The following is a 15168-nucleotide window of genomic DNA, read 5'->3' on the forward strand; positions in this document are numbered from 1 at the left end:
AGCCTCCCCTGCGCAAGCAGCGGAGGCTTTTTCATGTCTGGATCGGCGGCGGCGCATAAAAAAACGCCGGGCATGGCCCGGCGCAAACCTTGGAATCTTCGCGGTCAGAAGGCGTGGCGTATGCCTGCGGCAAAGCCGCTTTGCGAGCCGCCGGCCACGGGCGCGCCGCCCGCGGCTGCATTGCTGACCGACAGCGCGAGCGCGCCATCGTTGGAGATATGGCCGGCAGTCGCATAGACCGCCGTGCGCTTGGAGAGGTTGTAGGTCGCGCGCAGCGCGAACAGCGTGGCCTGGTTGGCGCTGTTCTTGTAGTCGAGCTTGAACACCTGGCCGTCGACCACCATTGCGGGCGTGACGTTGTAGGCCGCGCCTACGTACCAGAGGTTGCTGCGCCGCGCCGCGGGCGTGGCGTCGTTGTCGCGCGCAATCAGTCCCGCGCCCAGCTTCAGGCCATTGAACTTCGTCCAGCCGGCAACGGTGGAGCGGCGGTCCTTCATGCTGCTGCCGGTCAGGCCCGCAAACGCGCCCGCGCCGCCGCGGATCTCATCGACGGCCAGGGCCAGGCCCCAGTTCGCGGCATCGTACTTGGCCAGCAGCGACCATTGGCGGCAGGCCTTGCTGTCGGCGGCGTTCTCGCCCGCGCAGTTCGCGCCCGATGGGCTGGGGCCGGCGTTGACGGTGTCACGCCCGAAGCTGTATGTCGCGCCGGCCGTGAAGCCGTTGAACGTGCCGCGGTAGGCGATGGCATTGTCCACGCGCGCGTTGGGCAGGTAGCTGTCCAGCGAGCCCGAGCCGAAGGCGCTGGGGCCCAGGATGTCGGCATCGAGCTGCGACCAGAACAGCATCGAGTACTGGCGGCCCAGCGTCAGGCTGCCCCAGCCGCCCGTCAGGCCCACATAGGCCTGGCGGCCGAAGGCCCGGCCGCCCTGGTTGAACGTGCCGCTGTCCACGCCCAGGCCGGACTCGAGCGTGAACACGGCCTTCAGACCTGCGCCCAGATCCTCGGTGCCGCGAAATCCCAGGCGCGAGGGCGCGCTGCCCGTGAGGCCGGGCATGCGCGTGAGGCCACCGCCGCCGGGCGTTGCATCGGTCAGATGCTCGACCGAGGCGTCCAGCAGGCCGTAGATCGTGACGCTGGTTTGCGCCTGGGCAGCGCCGCAGGCGGCGGCCAGCAGGCCAAGGGTCAACAGGGAACGTTTCATCTTGAGGTCTCCTCTCTTGTCTTCAGGGTGGTGGTAACAGTCAACGGAAATTCAGCTGCCGGTGGACGCGGCAGGCGTGTCCCAGCCCAGCGCGCCCGCGTCCTTGCCGGCAACCGAATACAGCGCCTTGGTGTTGCGGGTCTGCTGGAACACTTCAAGCGACTCGCCGCGCATCGCGGCGTAGATGTGCAGGTTGGACACGCCGATCACGGCGCCCAGCTTCTCGAGCAGGAAGAAGATGACGCCGTAATGGATCAGCCCGCGCCAGTCGCGCGCGCGCACCAGCCGGCATTCCTCGGGAGTGAGCTGCGCGCGCGCATAGGCCGTCTCTTCATCGGCGATGAAGTCGGCGCGCGCGCCGGGCTCTATCAGCGCGTGCAGGAAGCGGTTGAGCCGATAGGCCTTGACGCTGCGCTCCAGCGTGAATGGATGCGTGCCTTCGAGCGCCTCGGCGCCCGCAAGCTGCAGCTGCATGTGGGCGCGGTGGCGCTGCAGCACGGGCGCGGGCAGGCCGCTGTCGGCGGGCGCGTAGATCGCGGCGGCAATGCCGGTCATCGACGGCAGGTAGTAGCTGCGGTGCAGGCAGCGCACCTGGGACGCAAGCGCGCCGCGCATCACCAGCCACATGATGACTTCCGCGCCTTCGAATCCGCCCAGCGCCGCGTACTCGGCATGGGTCATCTCGGCAAGCTGCTCGGGGTCGCGCTCGAACAGATCGAGAAAGCGCGCGTCCCATTCGGGGTTGTTGAAGCCCGCACGCTCGCCATGCACCTGGTGCGACAGTCCGCCGGTGGCGACGATGGCCACGCGCAGGTCCTCGGGATAGCTTTCAATCGCGCGGCGCAGCGCCTGGCCCAGCTTGTAGCAGCGGCGCGCGCTGGGAATGGGAAACTGCAGCACGCCCATCTGCAGCGGCACCAGTTGCACCGGCCACTGCGGGGCGTGCGGGCACATCACCGACAGCGGCGAAAAGCAGCCATGGTCCAGGCCCTTGTCCTGGAAGAACGACATGTCGAACTCGTCGGCCATCAGCGACTGGCCGATGTGGGCCGCCAGGCCCGGATGGCCAGCGATCGCCGGCAGATCGCGCGCGCCGCCGCCTTCGTCGGCCACCGCCCAGCGCTCGCCCACGCCCAGCGAGAAAGCGCTGTAGTGGTCGAAGAAGAAGGACGTGACGTGGTCGTTGTAGATGAACAGCAGCACGTCGGGCTTCTGTTCGGCAATCCAGTCCTGCACCGGCGCGAAGGCCTCGAAGATGGGTTGCCAGACCGGGTCCGAGCGCTTGTCGCGGTCGAACGCAAAGCCTATGGTCGGGGTGTGCGAGGCGGCGATGCCGCCGATGATCTTGGCCATGGAATGGGGTGCCTTTGCAGGCCCCGTTGTCGGGGTTGGGAAAAATGCGGGTGCGCGGCACCCGCAGCGGTTCAGGGGGCGGCGTTGAGCTTGGACTTGATCCAGGCAAAGGCTTCCTGCACGTCGTAGTTGCCGCTGTGGCCCACCAGGTAGGGCAGCTTGAAGCTGACTTCCTTGACCGACGTGTCCTTCTTGATCGCCTGGTGCAGCAGCTCCTGCATGACAAAACCGGTGTCACGATCGACCATGCCGTGGCGCACATACCAGTAGGGGGCGCTGTCGGCCGCGGTGTTCAGATAGGCGACCGGATTGATCAGCTTGATCTGCCGGGCCAGCGTGTTGCTGCTGCTCGCGGTGTAGGCCGCCCAGTCGAGTCCGGTGTCGTCCTTGCCCGAGCCGTCACCGACCTTCTGGTTGTTGTTCCAGGACCATTCGGTGAAGTTCGCATACTCGTAGTTGGCCGAGCCGAAGAGATTGGTTTCCCCGCTGATGTTCGGGTTGCCGGTCACGCCCGCCGCATCGAATGCGACCACGGTCTTGAGCGCCTGGTTGGCGGCCACGTAGTCGATGAACTTGGCGTAGTCGATGTGGGCCACCTTGGCGCTGGTGCCCGTGCCGGTCAGGGTCAGCCAGTCGTTGACCAGCGTCTTGCGCGCCGTGACGAAGTTCCCGCCGAGCTGCGGCACGGCCGTGCCCTTGGCGATCTGGCGCTCTATCTCCTCGGTCAGGCGCGTCTTGATGGTGTCGGCCATGCTTGCCGCCGTCACGCCGAGATTCAGGCTGTCGAGGTAGACCGGGAAGCTCGCGGCCAGGGCGCTCGAAGCCGCGCGCTGCGCGCCGGCGCTGAATGCCACGCCGCCCAGCGCGCCCGTGTTGGCATCGCTGCGCACCGCGCTGTACTGCCACTCGTAGCCGGCGTCGGCATTGCCCAGGTTGTTGATCGGGCAGTAGGCGACGGCCATGTACACATCGTCCTTGAGCGTGCTTGCCGCCGCATCCCCCGCGCCCGTGACGCCGGCGGCGCCGATGTCAGCGAGATAGGGCAGATAGTCCGCGCTGTTGCCGCTGGCCGCGACGGCCGAGGTCAGTCCGCCGCCGCCGCTGGTGCCGTTGAGCACGATGCGTTCGGCCGAGCCCGGCATGAGGCTGTCGTTGAGCCGCATGTAGCGTATTGCGGCCTTGGTGTCGACCACGGGCGAAGGTGCCTTGCCGGCCCAGCTGCCGTCCTCGGCGCGCGCGCCGCGGCTGCGCGTGCCCACGTTCACCACCACGTAGCCGGCCTTGAGCGCCGCGCCTATGTTGTCGGTGTCGCTGGTGCTCACAAAGGCCTTGCCTTCGCTGATGGTGGTGGCGACGGCGCTGGTCCACCAGCCGCTGTTGTTCACGGCCATGTACAGCGCGGTCTTCTGGTCGTCCACCGAGGCTTCGGGCACAGAAACGATCATCGACTGGTAGGCATAGGGATCGGCCATGGTGGTCGTGCCGCCGCCCAGCGTTGCCTGCGTGGCCGCCATCTTGATCGGCTTGGCCACATAGACCACGCGGTACTGGCGCAGCTTCATCGGCGCGCCGTCCACGGTGACCGTGACGGTCGTGTATTTGCCGGCGTCGAACTTGAGCGCCGCATCCTCGGCGTCGACGACCGCGGGCGGCGTCTCGACGACGCTGCCGCCATCGCCGCCACAGGCAGCCAGCAGTCCGGCCGAGGAAATGAGCGCCAGCGCGCTGGCCAGGGTGCGGCGTTTGAAATTCAGTTGCATGCTTGTCTCCTTGCCCCGTTCGAGGCTTTTGTTATGAATAAGGGAAAGATCAGGGGCGCGCGGCCTGCTGTTTGGCAATCAGGCTGCGGGCGTCTTCCAGCATCCGGCTGCCGTTCAGCCCCTTGGCGTTCATGTCCTTGACCCAGTCGGCCGAGAGCTTGTCGCCCAGCTTCTTCCAGGCCACCAGCTCGCTTGCGGGAATGACGTTGGTGGCGTTCTTCGCCGTGAGCTGCTTGCCCTGGGCATCGGCCTGGACAAAGGCCTTGCCGATCTGGCCCGAGAACGCCTGGCCAGAGTTGTTGTCTATGACCTTCTTCAGGTCGGCGGGCAGGGCTTCATACTTGGCCTTGTTCATCGCGAAGATGAATGTCGAGGTGTAGAACGCGGCCTCGCGCGGGTCGGTTTCCGAGTGGTACTTGGCAAGCTCCTCGAGCTTCACCGAGGGCACGACTTCGTAGGGCACGACGGCGCCATCGATCACGCCCTTGGCCAGCGCATCGCCCACCTGCGGCACGGGCATGCTCACGGGCGTGGCGCCCAGCATGGCGATGAACTTGTTGGTCAGGCGCGTGGGCGCGCGCAGCTTGAGGCCGCGCAGATCGGCCATGGTGCGCACCGGCTTGCCCGCCATGTGGAACACGCCCGGTCCGTGCACGTGGAAGGCCAGCGGCTTGACGTCCTTGAACTCCGCCTGGCTGTGGGTCTGCGCGTATTCCCACAGCGCGCGGCTCGTGGCCTCGGGGTCGCGCATCATGAAGGGCAGCTCGAAAGCCTCCATCGACGCAAAACGCCCCGCGGTATAGCCGGGCAGCGTCCAGACCACGTCGGCCACGCCGTCGCGCACCTGGTCGAACAGCTGGGGCGGCGTGCCGCCCAGCTGCATCGACGGGTAGATCTGGCACTTCATGCGGTTGGCCGACTCCTTGGCGATGCGCTCGCACCAGGGCTGGATGAACAGCGTGCCCGCGAACGATGTCGGCGGCAGGTGGTAGTGGACCTTGAGCGTGACTTCCTGCGCCGCGGCGGGAAGCGCGGCGGCGGCAAGCAGGCCGCAAAGGGCAAGCAGGTGGCGCAGTTTCATGGGTTGTCTCCTTCGTTGTTGAGCCTCTGGGGCGGGTCGTGCGCAAAAAATGGGCGGCGCGCTGCCCGGCCTGCGGCACAGCGCAGTTCCGGGGCAGTCAGGTACGGGAAGTCAGGTCAGCCAGTGCACCAGCCACAGCGCGGTGGCGGGGAAGGCAATCAGCAGCGCAAGCCGCAGGCCGTCGGTGATCAGGAAGGGAACGACGCCCTTGTAGGTCTCGACCATGGGCACGTCGCGCGCCAGGCCGTTCATGATGTAGACGTTCAATCCCACGGGCGGGAAGATCATGCCGATCTCGCACACGGTCAGGATCAGGATGCCGAACCACAGCGCCTTGTCGGTCGGCCCCAGGCCGAAGAAGTCCATGCCCATGATCACGGGAAACAGCGTGGGCACCGTGAGCAGGATCATGCTCATCTCGTCCATCACGCAGCCCAGCGCCACGTAGAACAGCATCACGCCGACCATCACCAGCATGGGCGAGATCTGCAGATGACCGACCAGATCGGCGAGCTGCGTGGGCAGCTGCGACAGCGCCAGCGAGGCATTGATCATGTCGGCGCCGATGAAGATCAGGAAGATCATGCCGCTGGTCTGGGCCGTGGTGCGCACCGCCGCCGCGAACTTGCCGCGATCCATTTCGCGGCGCGCCAGCGTGATCACGCAGGTCAGCACATTGCCGATGGCCGCGCCTTCGGTGGCCGTGAACAGGCCGCCGTAGATGCCGCCGAACACCACGACGAAGATCGCGAGAATCGGCCAGACCTTCAATGCCGTCGACAGCAGTTCGGCATGCGGCACGCGCTGCGCGGCGGGCGCATGCTGCGGGTTGATGCGCACGATCACGGCGATTGCCAGGATGTAGCCCAGGGCCGCGATCAGCGCCGGCACATAGGCCGCGAGAAACATCTTGGTGATGTTCTGCTCGGTCAGGATGGCATAGACCATCAGCGTCACCGAAGGCGGCAGCAGCACGCCCATGGTGCCGCCCGTGGCCAGGGCGGCCGTGGCCAGCCGCCCCGAGTAGCCAATGCGGCGCATCTGCGGATAAGCCACCTGGGCAATCGTTGCCGTGGTCGCGACCGTCGAGCCGGAAATCGAGCCAAAGGCCGCGCAGGCCAGCACGCCGGCCATCGCCATGCCGCCGCGAAACCGGCCCAGGAGCGCATTGGCGAAGTCGAACAAGGCCTTGGCCAGCCCGCCCTGCACGGCAATCGCGCCCATCAGCATGAACAGCGGAATCACCGACAGGTCATAGACCGAGACCCGGCCGTAGACCGCGCCCTTGAGGTGGGCCAGCAGCGGCAGCCAGCCCGACAGCGCAACGTAGCCGAACGCGCCGGGAATGAACATCGCAATCGCGATCGGCACGCGCACCGCCATCAGCACCAGCATCGCGGCAAACATCGTGAGCCCTATGGACATCGTGCTCATGCAGCCTCCCTGGGCCCAATGCAGGCGATGAACTGCGCAATGCCGATCAGCACGCACAGCGCCAGCCCGGGCAGCATCAGCAGGTAGGGAATCCACAGCGGCAGGTCCATCAGCATGGAGCGCTCCTGCGCCGCGTAAATGTCGATGCCGCCGACGGCGACGCGCCAGGTGACCAGCGCCAATGTGAGCGTGTAGAGCAGGATGCCAAAGGCGTCCATGCGCCGCTGCGCCGCGGCGCTCGCGCCGGTGGTGAAGAAGTCGACGACGATGTTGGCGCGGCGGAACTGCGTATAGGGCAGGAACGAGGCGACGACGATGGCGCCGCCAAGCTGCACCAGCTCGACGTCACCGAGAATCGGGTGGGCGAAGAAAGCGCGCCCTATCACGCTGGTGGTGGTCATCAGCGCCACGGCCATGAGCACGCAGGCGCCTACCGCGGCGCTGGCGTCGCACAGGCGCTCCAGCCCGCGCATCGTGGGTGACTGTGTCGGGGAATCCATTGGTTCTTGTCTCCTGCTTCTTGGTATGGGCAGACGCGGCTTTCGCCGCCGTCGCCGTGCCTTGATATGGCTCAAGGCGCAAGCGAAGTCTAAAAATTAGACTGAGGTGCAGGAAGATGCTGTGCAAGCCAGCGCGATAACCTGGAGATATCATCAACGCATGAAACTCACCAACCTGCGCGCGCTGGTCGCGGCCATCGAGGAAGGCAGCCTGCGCGCCGCGGGCAAGCGATTGGGGGTGTCGCAGCCCGCGCTGACCAAGCTGATACGCGAGCTCGAACGCGAGCTGGCAACCACCCTGCTGGTGCGCTCGACCACGGGCGTGGTGGCGACGGCCCAGGGCATGGTGATGTACGAGCGCGCGGTTGCCGCCGAGCGCGAACTGCTGCAGGCCGTGGAGCAGATACGCCAGCTCGACGGCCACATGACGGGTGCGCTGACCATAGGCGCGGTGCCGCTGGCGGTGATGCTGCTGGTGCCCGAAACCCTGCGCACCTTCGGCAGCGCGTTTCCCGGGATACAGCTGCGCATCTCCGAGGAGCTCTACATCGCCCAGCTCACGCGGCTGCGCAAGGGCGAAGTCGATATCGCGCTCGGGCCGCTGCCGCCCGAGCTGCCGCCCGGGGAATTCGTCGTCGAGACGCTGATGCCCATCACCATGGTGCCGGTGGTGCGCAAGGGCGACCCGCTGGCGCGCGCCAGCAGCCTGCGCGAGCTGGTCAGCGCGCCCTGGGTCTACACCGGCGCCTCGTCGGACTCGGGCTACGCCAGGACCTTCTTCGAGCTGCACGGCCTGCCCGCGCCGCCCGCGGGCGCGCTGGTGAACTCGACGCTGGGCCTGCTGTCCATCGTCGCCAGCGGCAAGTGCATAGGCCTTTTGCCGCAGCAGATCGCGGCCCACCCCATCGCCACGCAATACCTCGACACCATCCAGCTTGCCGAAGGCCCGCTGCAGCTGACGCTGTGCGCGCTCACGCGCTCGGACGTGCACCTCAAGCCCAGCGTGCGCCAGTTCATGGCCCACCTGCATCGCGCGGCCCACCACCTGACGCAGGAGGCCGGCCCGGCCGGCGGCGCGGCAAAAAGGTAGTATCCAGGGCTTAGGCGAGCGACCGGCCCGCCGCTCCCTTCGCACCGCCGCATGCCGCCCACCGACGACCTCCCTGGCTCCTCCGCCCCCTTCTCCCTGCGCGCGATTGCGCTGCCCGCGTTTGGCCCCTCGCTGATGTTCGGCATAGGCGAAGGCGCGATCCTGCCCATGATTCCGCTGATGGCGCGCGAACTCGGCGCGAGCATCGCCATGGCTGCGCTGATGATCACGCTGCTGGGACTGGGCTCGCTGCTCAACAACCTTCCCGCCTCGTTCATCACCATGCGCTGGGGCGAGCGCGGCGCGATCATTGCCGCGGGCTTCTGGAGCGCGGCCGGCATGCTGCTGTGCCTGCAGACCCACAGGCTCGAACTGTTTGCGCTGGGCTGCTTCATGGTCGGCATGTCGCAGTCGGTCTACAACATCGCGCGCCAGAGCTATCTCACGGCCGCCGTTCCGCCCGGTTATCGCGCGCGCGCGCTGTCGACGCTGGGCGGGGTGATGCGCATAGGCCTGTTTGTCGGGCCGTTTCTCGCGGCCACGGTGGTGCATGCCTATGGCATGGGCGCGGCGTTCTGGATAGGCATCGCGGGCGTGACCTGCGCCTCGCTGATCGGCATGCGCGTGCCCGATCTGCCCGAGCCCGCGCTGCCCGCGGGCCAGGCACCGGTACACACCACCTGGCTGTCGATTCTCAAGGACCACCGCCGCGTGTTCCTGACGCTGGGTTTTGCCATCCTGCTGGTGAGCGCGGTGCGCGCCTCGCGCCAGGCCGTGCTGCCGCTGTGGGCCGACCACCTGCTGCTGGCCCCGGCCGCGGCCTCGCTGATCTACGGCCTGGCCGGCGGCATAGAGATGCTGCTGTTCTACCCCGCGGGCAAGGTCATGGATGTCAAGGGCCGGCGCTGGGTCGCGCTGCCCTCGATGATCATCATCGGCGTGGCATTGATGCTGGTGCCGTTCACCACGGGCTTTGTGAGCCTGCTGATCGCCGCCATGGCGATAGGCTTTGCCAACGGCATAGGCTCGGGCCTGATCATGACGCTGGGCGCCGACCATGCGCCGCCCCATGGCCGCGCCTACTTTCTCGGCGCCTGGCGCTTCATGGCCGATGTCGGCTCGACGGCCGGTCCGGCCCTGGTCGCGCTGCTGGCCGCCGCGGTGTCGCTGGCCGTGGGCGTGGCGGCCACCGGCGCGTTTGCCTTCACCGCCGCAGCCATGATGGCGCGCTGGATTCCGCCGCACCGGGCGCGCTGACGGCCGACGCCGTGCAGGCAAAAAAAAACGCCCTGTGAACAGGGCGTTTTGCAGGCGGGACGCGGCTACTTCTTGAGCTTGTACGCCACGACGTAATCGCCGGCCTTGGTGCCGATCGAGCCGTGGCCCCCGGCCACCAGCACGACCATCTGCTCGCCCTGGCTGTTGAGGTAGCTCATGGGCGTGGCCTGGCCGCCGGCCGGAATGCGCACATCCCAGAGGATCTTGCCGCTGGCCACGTCATAGGCGCGGAAGTTGTTGTCGACGGCAGCGCCCAGGAAGGCGACGCCGCTGGCGGTCAGCAGCGGGCCACCGATGCCGGGAACGCCGACACGGATGGGCAGCGGCACGGGCGACAGGTCGCGGATGGTGCCGTTGCGGTACTGGTAGGCGATCTTGCCGGTGCGCAGATCGGCCGCGGCCACCGTGCCCCATGGCGGAACCTGGCAAGGCACGCCTATGGGCGACAGGAAGGGATGCATGGCCACCGCGTAGTCGGCACCGGCATTCTCGTTGAGGCCCTGCTCGCCGGTATTGGTCTGCTGACCCGCGATCTCGGCCTTGGGCACCAGCGTAGAGACAAAGGCCAGATAGGTCGGCATGCCGAACATCACCTGGCGCTGCGGATCGACCGCGACGCTGCCCCAGTTGAAGACGCCGAAGTTGCCCGGATAGATCAGCGAGCCCTGCAGCGACGGCGGCGTGTAGCGGCCTTCATAGCGCAGCTTCTTGAACGCGATGCGGCACATCATCTGATCGATCAGGCTCGCGCCCCACATGTCGGACTCGCGCAGCGCGGGCGGCTCGAAGCTCAGCGCCGACACCGGCTGGGTCGCGGCCACGGTCTGGCCGGGAATGTCCGTGCCCTGCGGCGCGGCGCGTTCGCTGACCTGCTGCAGCGGCGTGCCGTCGCGGCGGTCGAGCACATAGACATCGCCCTGCTTGGTCGGCACGACCAGCGCGGGCGTGCGGCCCTTGGCCAGGTCGAGGTCCAGCAGCACGGGCTGCGCGGGCGAGTCCATGTCCCACAGATCGTGGTGCACGAACTGGCGCACCCAGCGCACCTGGCCGGTCGCGAGGTCGAGCGCGACGACCGAAGTCGCGTACTTCTCCTCGTCGGCGTTGCGGAACATGCCCAGCTGGTCGGGCGTGCGGTTGCCCATGGGGAAATAGGCCAGGCCCAGTTCCAGGTCGGCGCTGGCCACCGACCAGCTGTTGGGCGAGCTGGCCGTATAGACCTGGCTGGGATCGTTGGGGTCGAACGGCGCGGTCTTGGCCGCATTGCCCGAGTCCCAGTTCCACAGCAGCTTGCCGCTGCGCACGTCATAGGCGCGGATCACGCCCGATGGCGAGTTGACCGCGTAGTTGTCGTTGACCGCGCCGGCAATGATCACCGTGTCGCCCGCGACCAGCGGTGGCGAGGTGGCGTAGTAATAGCCGCCCTGCTTGAACGGCATGTTGTGCGTCAGGTCGATGGCGCCGTTGCTGCCGAAGTCGGCGCAGGGCTTGCCGGTGGCGGCATCCAGCGCATGCAGCTTGGCGTCCGAGCTGGGCAGGAAGATGCGATTGGAGCAGGTCGCCGTTCCGGCCGCGGCCTGTGCGGGAGCGGCGGCAGCCGTCGCTGTCAGCGCCGTGCTGGCGTGGAACGAAACGCCGCGGCAGGTCTGGTGCTGGCGTTGCGATTCCATGCCGGCCTTGGGATCGAAGCGCCAGCGCTCCTTGCCGGTATCGGCGTCCAGCGCGATCGCCAGGCTGTGCGGCGTGCACAGGTACAGCGTGTCGTTGATCTTCAGCGGCGTCGCCTGGTAGGTGGTTTCGGTCACGTCCTGGGGGCCGCGCACGTCGCCGGTCTGGATCTGCCAGGCGACATCGAGGTTGGCGACGTTGTCGGGCGTGATCTGCTTGAGCGGCGAGAAACGCTGGCCATGGCCGGTGCGGCCATAGGCATTCCAGTCGCCTTCGGCCAGCGCGCCGTCGCCGAGCTTGGGGTCGGCATTGACGACGTCCATGGGCAGCGTGCCTTCGATTTCATGCAGATGGCGCGGAATGCCCACCAGCGCCACCACGGCCGTCAGCAGCGATGCCGCGAGAACGGGCCAGCCCGCGCCGAAACGGCCTTCGCCAGTCGCGCCCCGGCGCGCGGCCGGAACGGCCATCAGCACGCCGATGATCACCGGCAGGCCCAGGCGCGTGGCCAGCGGCCACCAGTAGAGACCGGCTTCCCACAGCGACCAGGCCAGCAGCACCAGCAGCCACACCGCATACAGCGGCGTCGCCCAGCGCTTGCGCGCGAGCATGCCCACGGCGACGGCCAGCACGACCAGGCCGCTGAACAGATAGAACGGGCTGCCGCCCAGCGACAGCAGCCAGCCGCCGCCAATGGTCAGCGGCAGGCCCAGCAAGGCCAGAAGCAGTATGGTTAATGCATGCATGGCGTGCCTTTCTTCTGCGGGGAGAGAATGGATAATGCCATGATTGGAATATGGTTTTTTTGCATGGTTGGGTTGAATAGCGACGCTGACGCAGCGAATTTCGAACGCGCGAGGCAATGCCAGGCCGTTTTATTCGCCGCATGTCGTCCGGGCCGCCATCATATTCCCGCAGAAAGAGCTTGTTGCCAGCGTTACTACTCAGTCATATAGAACATCGGGTCCGAAATCACCATGCCCAAGACCCCGATTCTGCGTCGATTCAAATCCTCACAGCCCGGCAAGGCAGGCCGGGCCTTGTAGGCCATGGCTTACAAATAACTTGGGATACGACCACTTCGCCGACATTGGTTTGAACGCAAACCGACGATTCAAATCCGAATGCGTGTTACCAGATAATCTTTGGCGCGAATGGATTGCCGGTGCGCCGATTATGAAAACCCGCTGCAAGGACCAAACGGCCAGCATTGAATATCCGTTCGTGGTGGGCCTGAAAAATGGCACAAAAAAAATCGGGCGGGATTATCACGCCCTGAGCTCGCGTGAATCGGCAAGGCCGCGGCTACGACAGCCCCTGCAGGCCTTCCTCGTACTGCCCCGCAATCAGCACGAACAGCATGCGGCAGGTACGCCCCGAGCGGTTGGCCCAGGCATGGTTGGTGCCGCGCTGCACCACCACGCTGCCGGCCTGCAACTGCACTTCGCCTTCATCGAGCACCAGCGTCAGCTCGCCTTCGATCACCACGCCGTAGTCAATGGACTCGGTGCGGTGCATCAGGGGATGGGGCGAATGCGCGTCCACGGTCGAGGCCTGGGCGTCGCCGATCTGCGCAAACGCGGCCTGCATGCGATCGGCGCCATGGGCCAGGAAGTCCGCGGTGTCGGGCGGAATGTCGACAAAGCGGATGCGCGTGCCCGCGGCTGGCGGGGGCAGCACCAGCGGCCCCAGCGTCGGATCGGCAGCATTGGAGATCGGCGCCGGACTCTGCGCGGTGCTCCAGACCTCGTGGAACACCGTGCCGGGAATCGCCGCGACTTCGACCACCGTGGGCAGGGGGCCGCTGCTGGCGACCACCGCCCGGCCGCGCGCGTCGTGGCCGGTGACCACGCGGTGGATGGCCGGCAGGCTCATGGCCGGTCCTCGTCGAAGATCGCCACGGCGCGCGTCCAGCCCGCCGAGGCGCCGCGGATCTTGTGCGGAAAGCAGCTGATGGTGAAGCCGGTCGCGGGTATGGCTTCGAGGTTGTGCAGTTTTTCCAGATGGCAGTAGCCTATGTCGCGGCCCGCCTTGTGGCCTTCCCAGATCAGCGCCTTGTTGCCGGTCGCGGCCACCTTGGCCGCGGTGTATGAGAACGGCGCGTCCCAGCTCCAGGCGTCGGTGCCGGTGAGGCGCACGCCGCGCTCGAGCAGGTACATCGTCGCCTCGTAGCCCATGCCGCAGCCCGCGCCCAGGAAGTCGGCGTGGCCGTAGCGGCTGCCGGCGCGCGTGTTGACGACCACGATGTCCAGCGGCTGGAGTTCATAGCCAATGCGCTGCAGCTCGGCCTCGACATCGGCGGCGGTGGCGACATAGCCGTCGGGAAAGTGGCGGAAGTCGAGCTTCACGCCGGGCTGGAAGCACCATTCGAGCGGCACTTCGTCAATCGTGATCGACGGCCGCGCGCCGCCGAGCTTGGCGTCCTGGGTCGAGTGGAAATGCCAGGGCGCGTCCAGATGCGTGCCGTTGTGCGTTGTGAGCGTGACCCATTCGGCCGCGGCCGCCTCGCCATCGGGATAGTCCTCGGCCGTGGTGCCCGGAATCATCGCCATGAACTCGGGCAGCGTGTCCGCATGCTTCTGGTAGGTGATCCTGGGCGCCAGCGGCGGCGGGTCCGAGAGCACATCGTTTTCGAGATAGATCGACAGGTCGACGAACCTGCGCTGGGGCTTGGCGTTCATAAGGCGGAGGCTTTCATTCGGCGACCAAGCCAACGGCGCGTGCCAGGGCCTGGTGGGTCTGGATTTCGGTCTGGTAGAAACGGTCGAGTTCGGCCAGCGTCAGCGGGCTTTGCGGGTCCGTGCCCTGGCTGCGCAAGAAGGCCTGGACTTCGGGGTCGCGCATCGCGGCGTCGAACGCCGCATTCAGGCGCTTGGCCGCGGCATCGGGCACGGCGCGCGGCACCAGCAGCGCGCCCCAGGCGGTGTGCACGAAATTGCGCAGCGCCGTATCCTGGTTCCTGAGCGGCGCCGCATTGGGCAGCAGCGCGGGCGCCTGCTCGGCCGTGCTGCCGAAAGCGCGCAGCTTGCCGGTCGTGATCAGGTCGAGCCCAAGGCCGCCCAGCGGCACGAACGACAGATCGATCTGCCCGCCCGCGAGGTCCTGCACCGCGGGCGGCACGCCGCGGTAGGGAATGTGCGACAGCTGCACGCCCGACAGCTGCGCCCACTGTGCGCCCATCAGATGGATCATCGAGCCCTGGCCGATATGGCCGAAGCTCAGCGGCTTGCCCGCCTTGTCGGCCGCGCGCGCCAGCGCCAGCAGCTCCGAGTACTTTTGCGCGGGCAGATCGGGCCGGCCGGCCAGCACATAGCAGGCGCGGCCGAGCAAGCCCACGGGCCGCATCTGGCCGGGTTTGTAGCGCACGCTGAGCAGCGCCGCGGGCGTCAGAATGGGCTCGGTCTGCGAGACCATCACCGCGGTCAGGCCGTCGGCAGGCGCATTGAGCACGCGCTGCACACCGATAGCGCCGCCTGCACCGGGCTGGTTCTCGACGATCACCGTCTGCCCGAGTTCGCGCTGCATCTGTTGCTGGAGCCGGCGCGCGAACACGTCGCCGGGATTGCCCGCAGGCTGGGGCACGATGATGGTCACATGGCGCCCGCCCTGCGCCAGCGCCAGCGGCGCGAAGCCGCCGACGGCCAGCGTGGCCAGCAGCGTGCGGCGTCCCCGGAAACCTGGTTGTTCATTCATGTTTGCTCCTGTCGTTCTTGTTGTTTCGCGGCGCTTTCCACCCGTGCGCCAGAGCTGCACTCTAGACAAACCGCTTGTATTCCTGAAATGGATTCTTTAGATTCCAGGAATC

Annotated in this window: 12 protein-coding genes; 2 read left to right on the plus strand and 10 right to left on the minus strand. The window is 67.1% G+C overall.

The annotated features are described in order from the left end of the window. Nucleotides 1–104 precede the first annotated feature (104 nt). From RR928_RS20305 to RR928_RS20330, 6 genes are all read right to left on the minus strand, one after another. A complete protein-coding gene (locus RR928_RS20305) occupies nucleotides 105–1202 on the minus strand; it encodes a porin (RefSeq protein WP_332536998.1) in 1098 nt (365 codons plus the stop codon). A gap of 51 nt (nucleotides 1203–1253) precedes the next feature. Beyond that, complete coding sequence (locus RR928_RS20310) at nucleotides 1254–2555, minus strand: gallate dioxygenase (RefSeq protein ID WP_332536996.1); 1302 nt, start codon at nucleotides 2553–2555, stop codon at nucleotides 1254–1256. A 71-nt stretch (nucleotides 2556–2626) separates the two neighbouring features. Beyond that, nucleotides 2627–4315 carry a subtype B tannase gene (locus tag RR928_RS20315; RefSeq protein WP_332683992.1) on the minus strand — a complete coding sequence of 563 codons (1689 nt, stop codon included), beginning with the start codon at nucleotides 4313–4315 and terminating at the stop codon, nucleotides 2627–2629. A 49-nt stretch (nucleotides 4316–4364) separates the two neighbouring features. Beyond that, nucleotides 4365–5396, minus strand: a complete 1032-nt coding sequence (locus RR928_RS20320; RefSeq protein WP_332536992.1) for a TRAP transporter substrate-binding protein — start codon at nucleotides 5394–5396, stop codon at nucleotides 4365–4367. 111 nt (nucleotides 5397–5507) lie between these two features. Continuing rightward, nucleotides 5508–6830 carry a TRAP transporter large permease gene (locus tag RR928_RS20325; protein WP_332536990.1) on the minus strand — a complete coding sequence of 441 codons (1323 nt, stop codon included), beginning with the start codon at nucleotides 6828–6830 and terminating at the stop codon, nucleotides 5508–5510. Beyond that, nucleotides 6827–7330 carry a TRAP transporter small permease gene (locus tag RR928_RS20330; protein WP_332536989.1) on the minus strand — a complete coding sequence of 168 codons (504 nt, stop codon included), beginning with the start codon at nucleotides 7328–7330 and terminating at the stop codon, nucleotides 6827–6829. Before RR928_RS20330 ends, RR928_RS20325 begins: the two co-directional genes overlap by 4 nt. 160 nt (nucleotides 7331–7490) lie before the next feature. Between RR928_RS20330 and RR928_RS20335 the strand changes: the two genes are divergently transcribed. Both RR928_RS20335 and RR928_RS20340 read left to right on the plus strand, forming a co-directional pair. Further along, nucleotides 7491–8420: a LysR family transcriptional regulator gene (locus RR928_RS20335; protein WP_332548572.1), complete on the plus strand. Its 930-nt coding sequence runs from the start codon at nucleotides 7491–7493 to the stop codon at nucleotides 8418–8420. A gap of 51 nt (nucleotides 8421–8471) precedes the next feature. Beyond that, complete coding sequence (locus RR928_RS20340) at nucleotides 8472–9677, plus strand: MFS transporter (protein ID WP_332548570.1); 1206 nt, start codon at nucleotides 8472–8474, stop codon at nucleotides 9675–9677. Between the two features lie 65 nt (nucleotides 9678–9742). On the opposite strand, the gene RR928_RS20345 is transcribed toward RR928_RS20340, so the two are convergent. The 4 genes from RR928_RS20345 to RR928_RS20360 all read right to left on the minus strand — a co-directional run bounded on the left by RR928_RS20345 (nucleotide 9743) and on the right by RR928_RS20360 (nucleotide 15056). After that, nucleotides 9743–12109, minus strand: a complete 2367-nt coding sequence (locus tag RR928_RS20345) for a membrane-bound PQQ-dependent dehydrogenase, glucose/quinate/shikimate family (protein WP_332536984.1) — start codon at nucleotides 12107–12109, stop codon at nucleotides 9743–9745. A 559-nt stretch (nucleotides 12110–12668) separates the two neighbouring features. After that, nucleotides 12669–13238, minus strand: a complete 570-nt coding sequence (locus RR928_RS20350) for a cupin domain-containing protein (RefSeq protein WP_332683996.1) — start codon at nucleotides 13236–13238, stop codon at nucleotides 12669–12671. Beyond that, the gene (locus RR928_RS20355; protein ID WP_332536980.1) at nucleotides 13235–14044 is read right to left on the minus strand and encodes a cyclase family protein; all 810 of its coding nucleotides are present in this window, start codon (nucleotides 14042–14044) and stop codon (nucleotides 13235–13237) included. The genes RR928_RS20350 and RR928_RS20355 overlap by 4 nt, the downstream gene beginning before the upstream one ends. Nucleotides 14045–14057: 13 nt before the next feature. After that, the gene (locus tag RR928_RS20360) at nucleotides 14058–15056 is read right to left on the minus strand and encodes a Bug family tripartite tricarboxylate transporter substrate binding protein (RefSeq protein WP_332683999.1); all 999 of its coding nucleotides are present in this window, start codon (nucleotides 15054–15056) and stop codon (nucleotides 14058–14060) included. Between the last annotated feature and the right edge of the window lie 112 nt (nucleotides 15057–15168).

It is taken from the genome of Comamonas sp., assembly GCF_036666375.1.
Classification (GTDB): Bacteria; Pseudomonadota; Gammaproteobacteria; order Burkholderiales; family Burkholderiaceae_C; genus Comamonas.

Bases quoted from the DNA above. Each gene is read 5' to 3' on its own strand.
- RR928_RS20305 (WP_332536998.1), bottom strand. From the start codon at position 1,202: ATGAAACGTTCCCTGTTGACCCTTGGCCTGCTGGCCGCCGCCTGCGGC.
- RR928_RS20310 (WP_332536996.1), bottom strand. From the start codon at position 2,555: ATGGCCAAGATCATCGGCGGCATCGCCGCCTCGCACACCCCGACCATA.
- RR928_RS20315 (WP_332683992.1), bottom strand. From the start codon at position 4,315: ATGCAACTGAATTTCAAACGCCGCACCCTGGCCAGCGCGCTGGCGCTC.
- RR928_RS20320 (WP_332536992.1), bottom strand. From the start codon at position 5,396: ATGAAACTGCGCCACCTGCTTGCCCTTTGCGGCCTGCTTGCCGCCGCC.
- RR928_RS20325 (WP_332536990.1), bottom strand. From the start codon at position 6,830: ATGAGCACGATGTCCATAGGGCTCACGATGTTTGCCGCGATGCTGGTG.
- RR928_RS20330 (WP_332536989.1), bottom strand. From the start codon at position 7,330: ATGGATTCCCCGACACAGTCACCCACGATGCGCGGGCTGGAGCGCCTG.
- RR928_RS20335 (WP_332548572.1), top strand. From the start codon at position 7,491: ATGAAACTCACCAACCTGCGCGCGCTGGTCGCGGCCATCGAGGAAGGC.
- RR928_RS20340 (WP_332548570.1), top strand. From the start codon at position 8,472: ATGCCGCCCACCGACGACCTCCCTGGCTCCTCCGCCCCCTTCTCCCTG.
- RR928_RS20345 (WP_332536984.1), bottom strand. From the start codon at position 12,109: ATGCATGCATTAACCATACTGCTTCTGGCCTTGCTGGGCCTGCCGCTG.
- RR928_RS20350 (WP_332683996.1), bottom strand. From the start codon at position 13,238: ATGAGCCTGCCGGCCATCCACCGCGTGGTCACCGGCCACGACGCGCGC.
- RR928_RS20355 (WP_332536980.1), bottom strand. From the start codon at position 14,044: ATGAACGCCAAGCCCCAGCGCAGGTTCGTCGACCTGTCGATCTATCTC.
- RR928_RS20360 (WP_332683999.1), bottom strand. From the start codon at position 15,056: ATGAATGAACAACCAGGTTTCCGGGGACGCCGCACGCTGCTGGCCACG.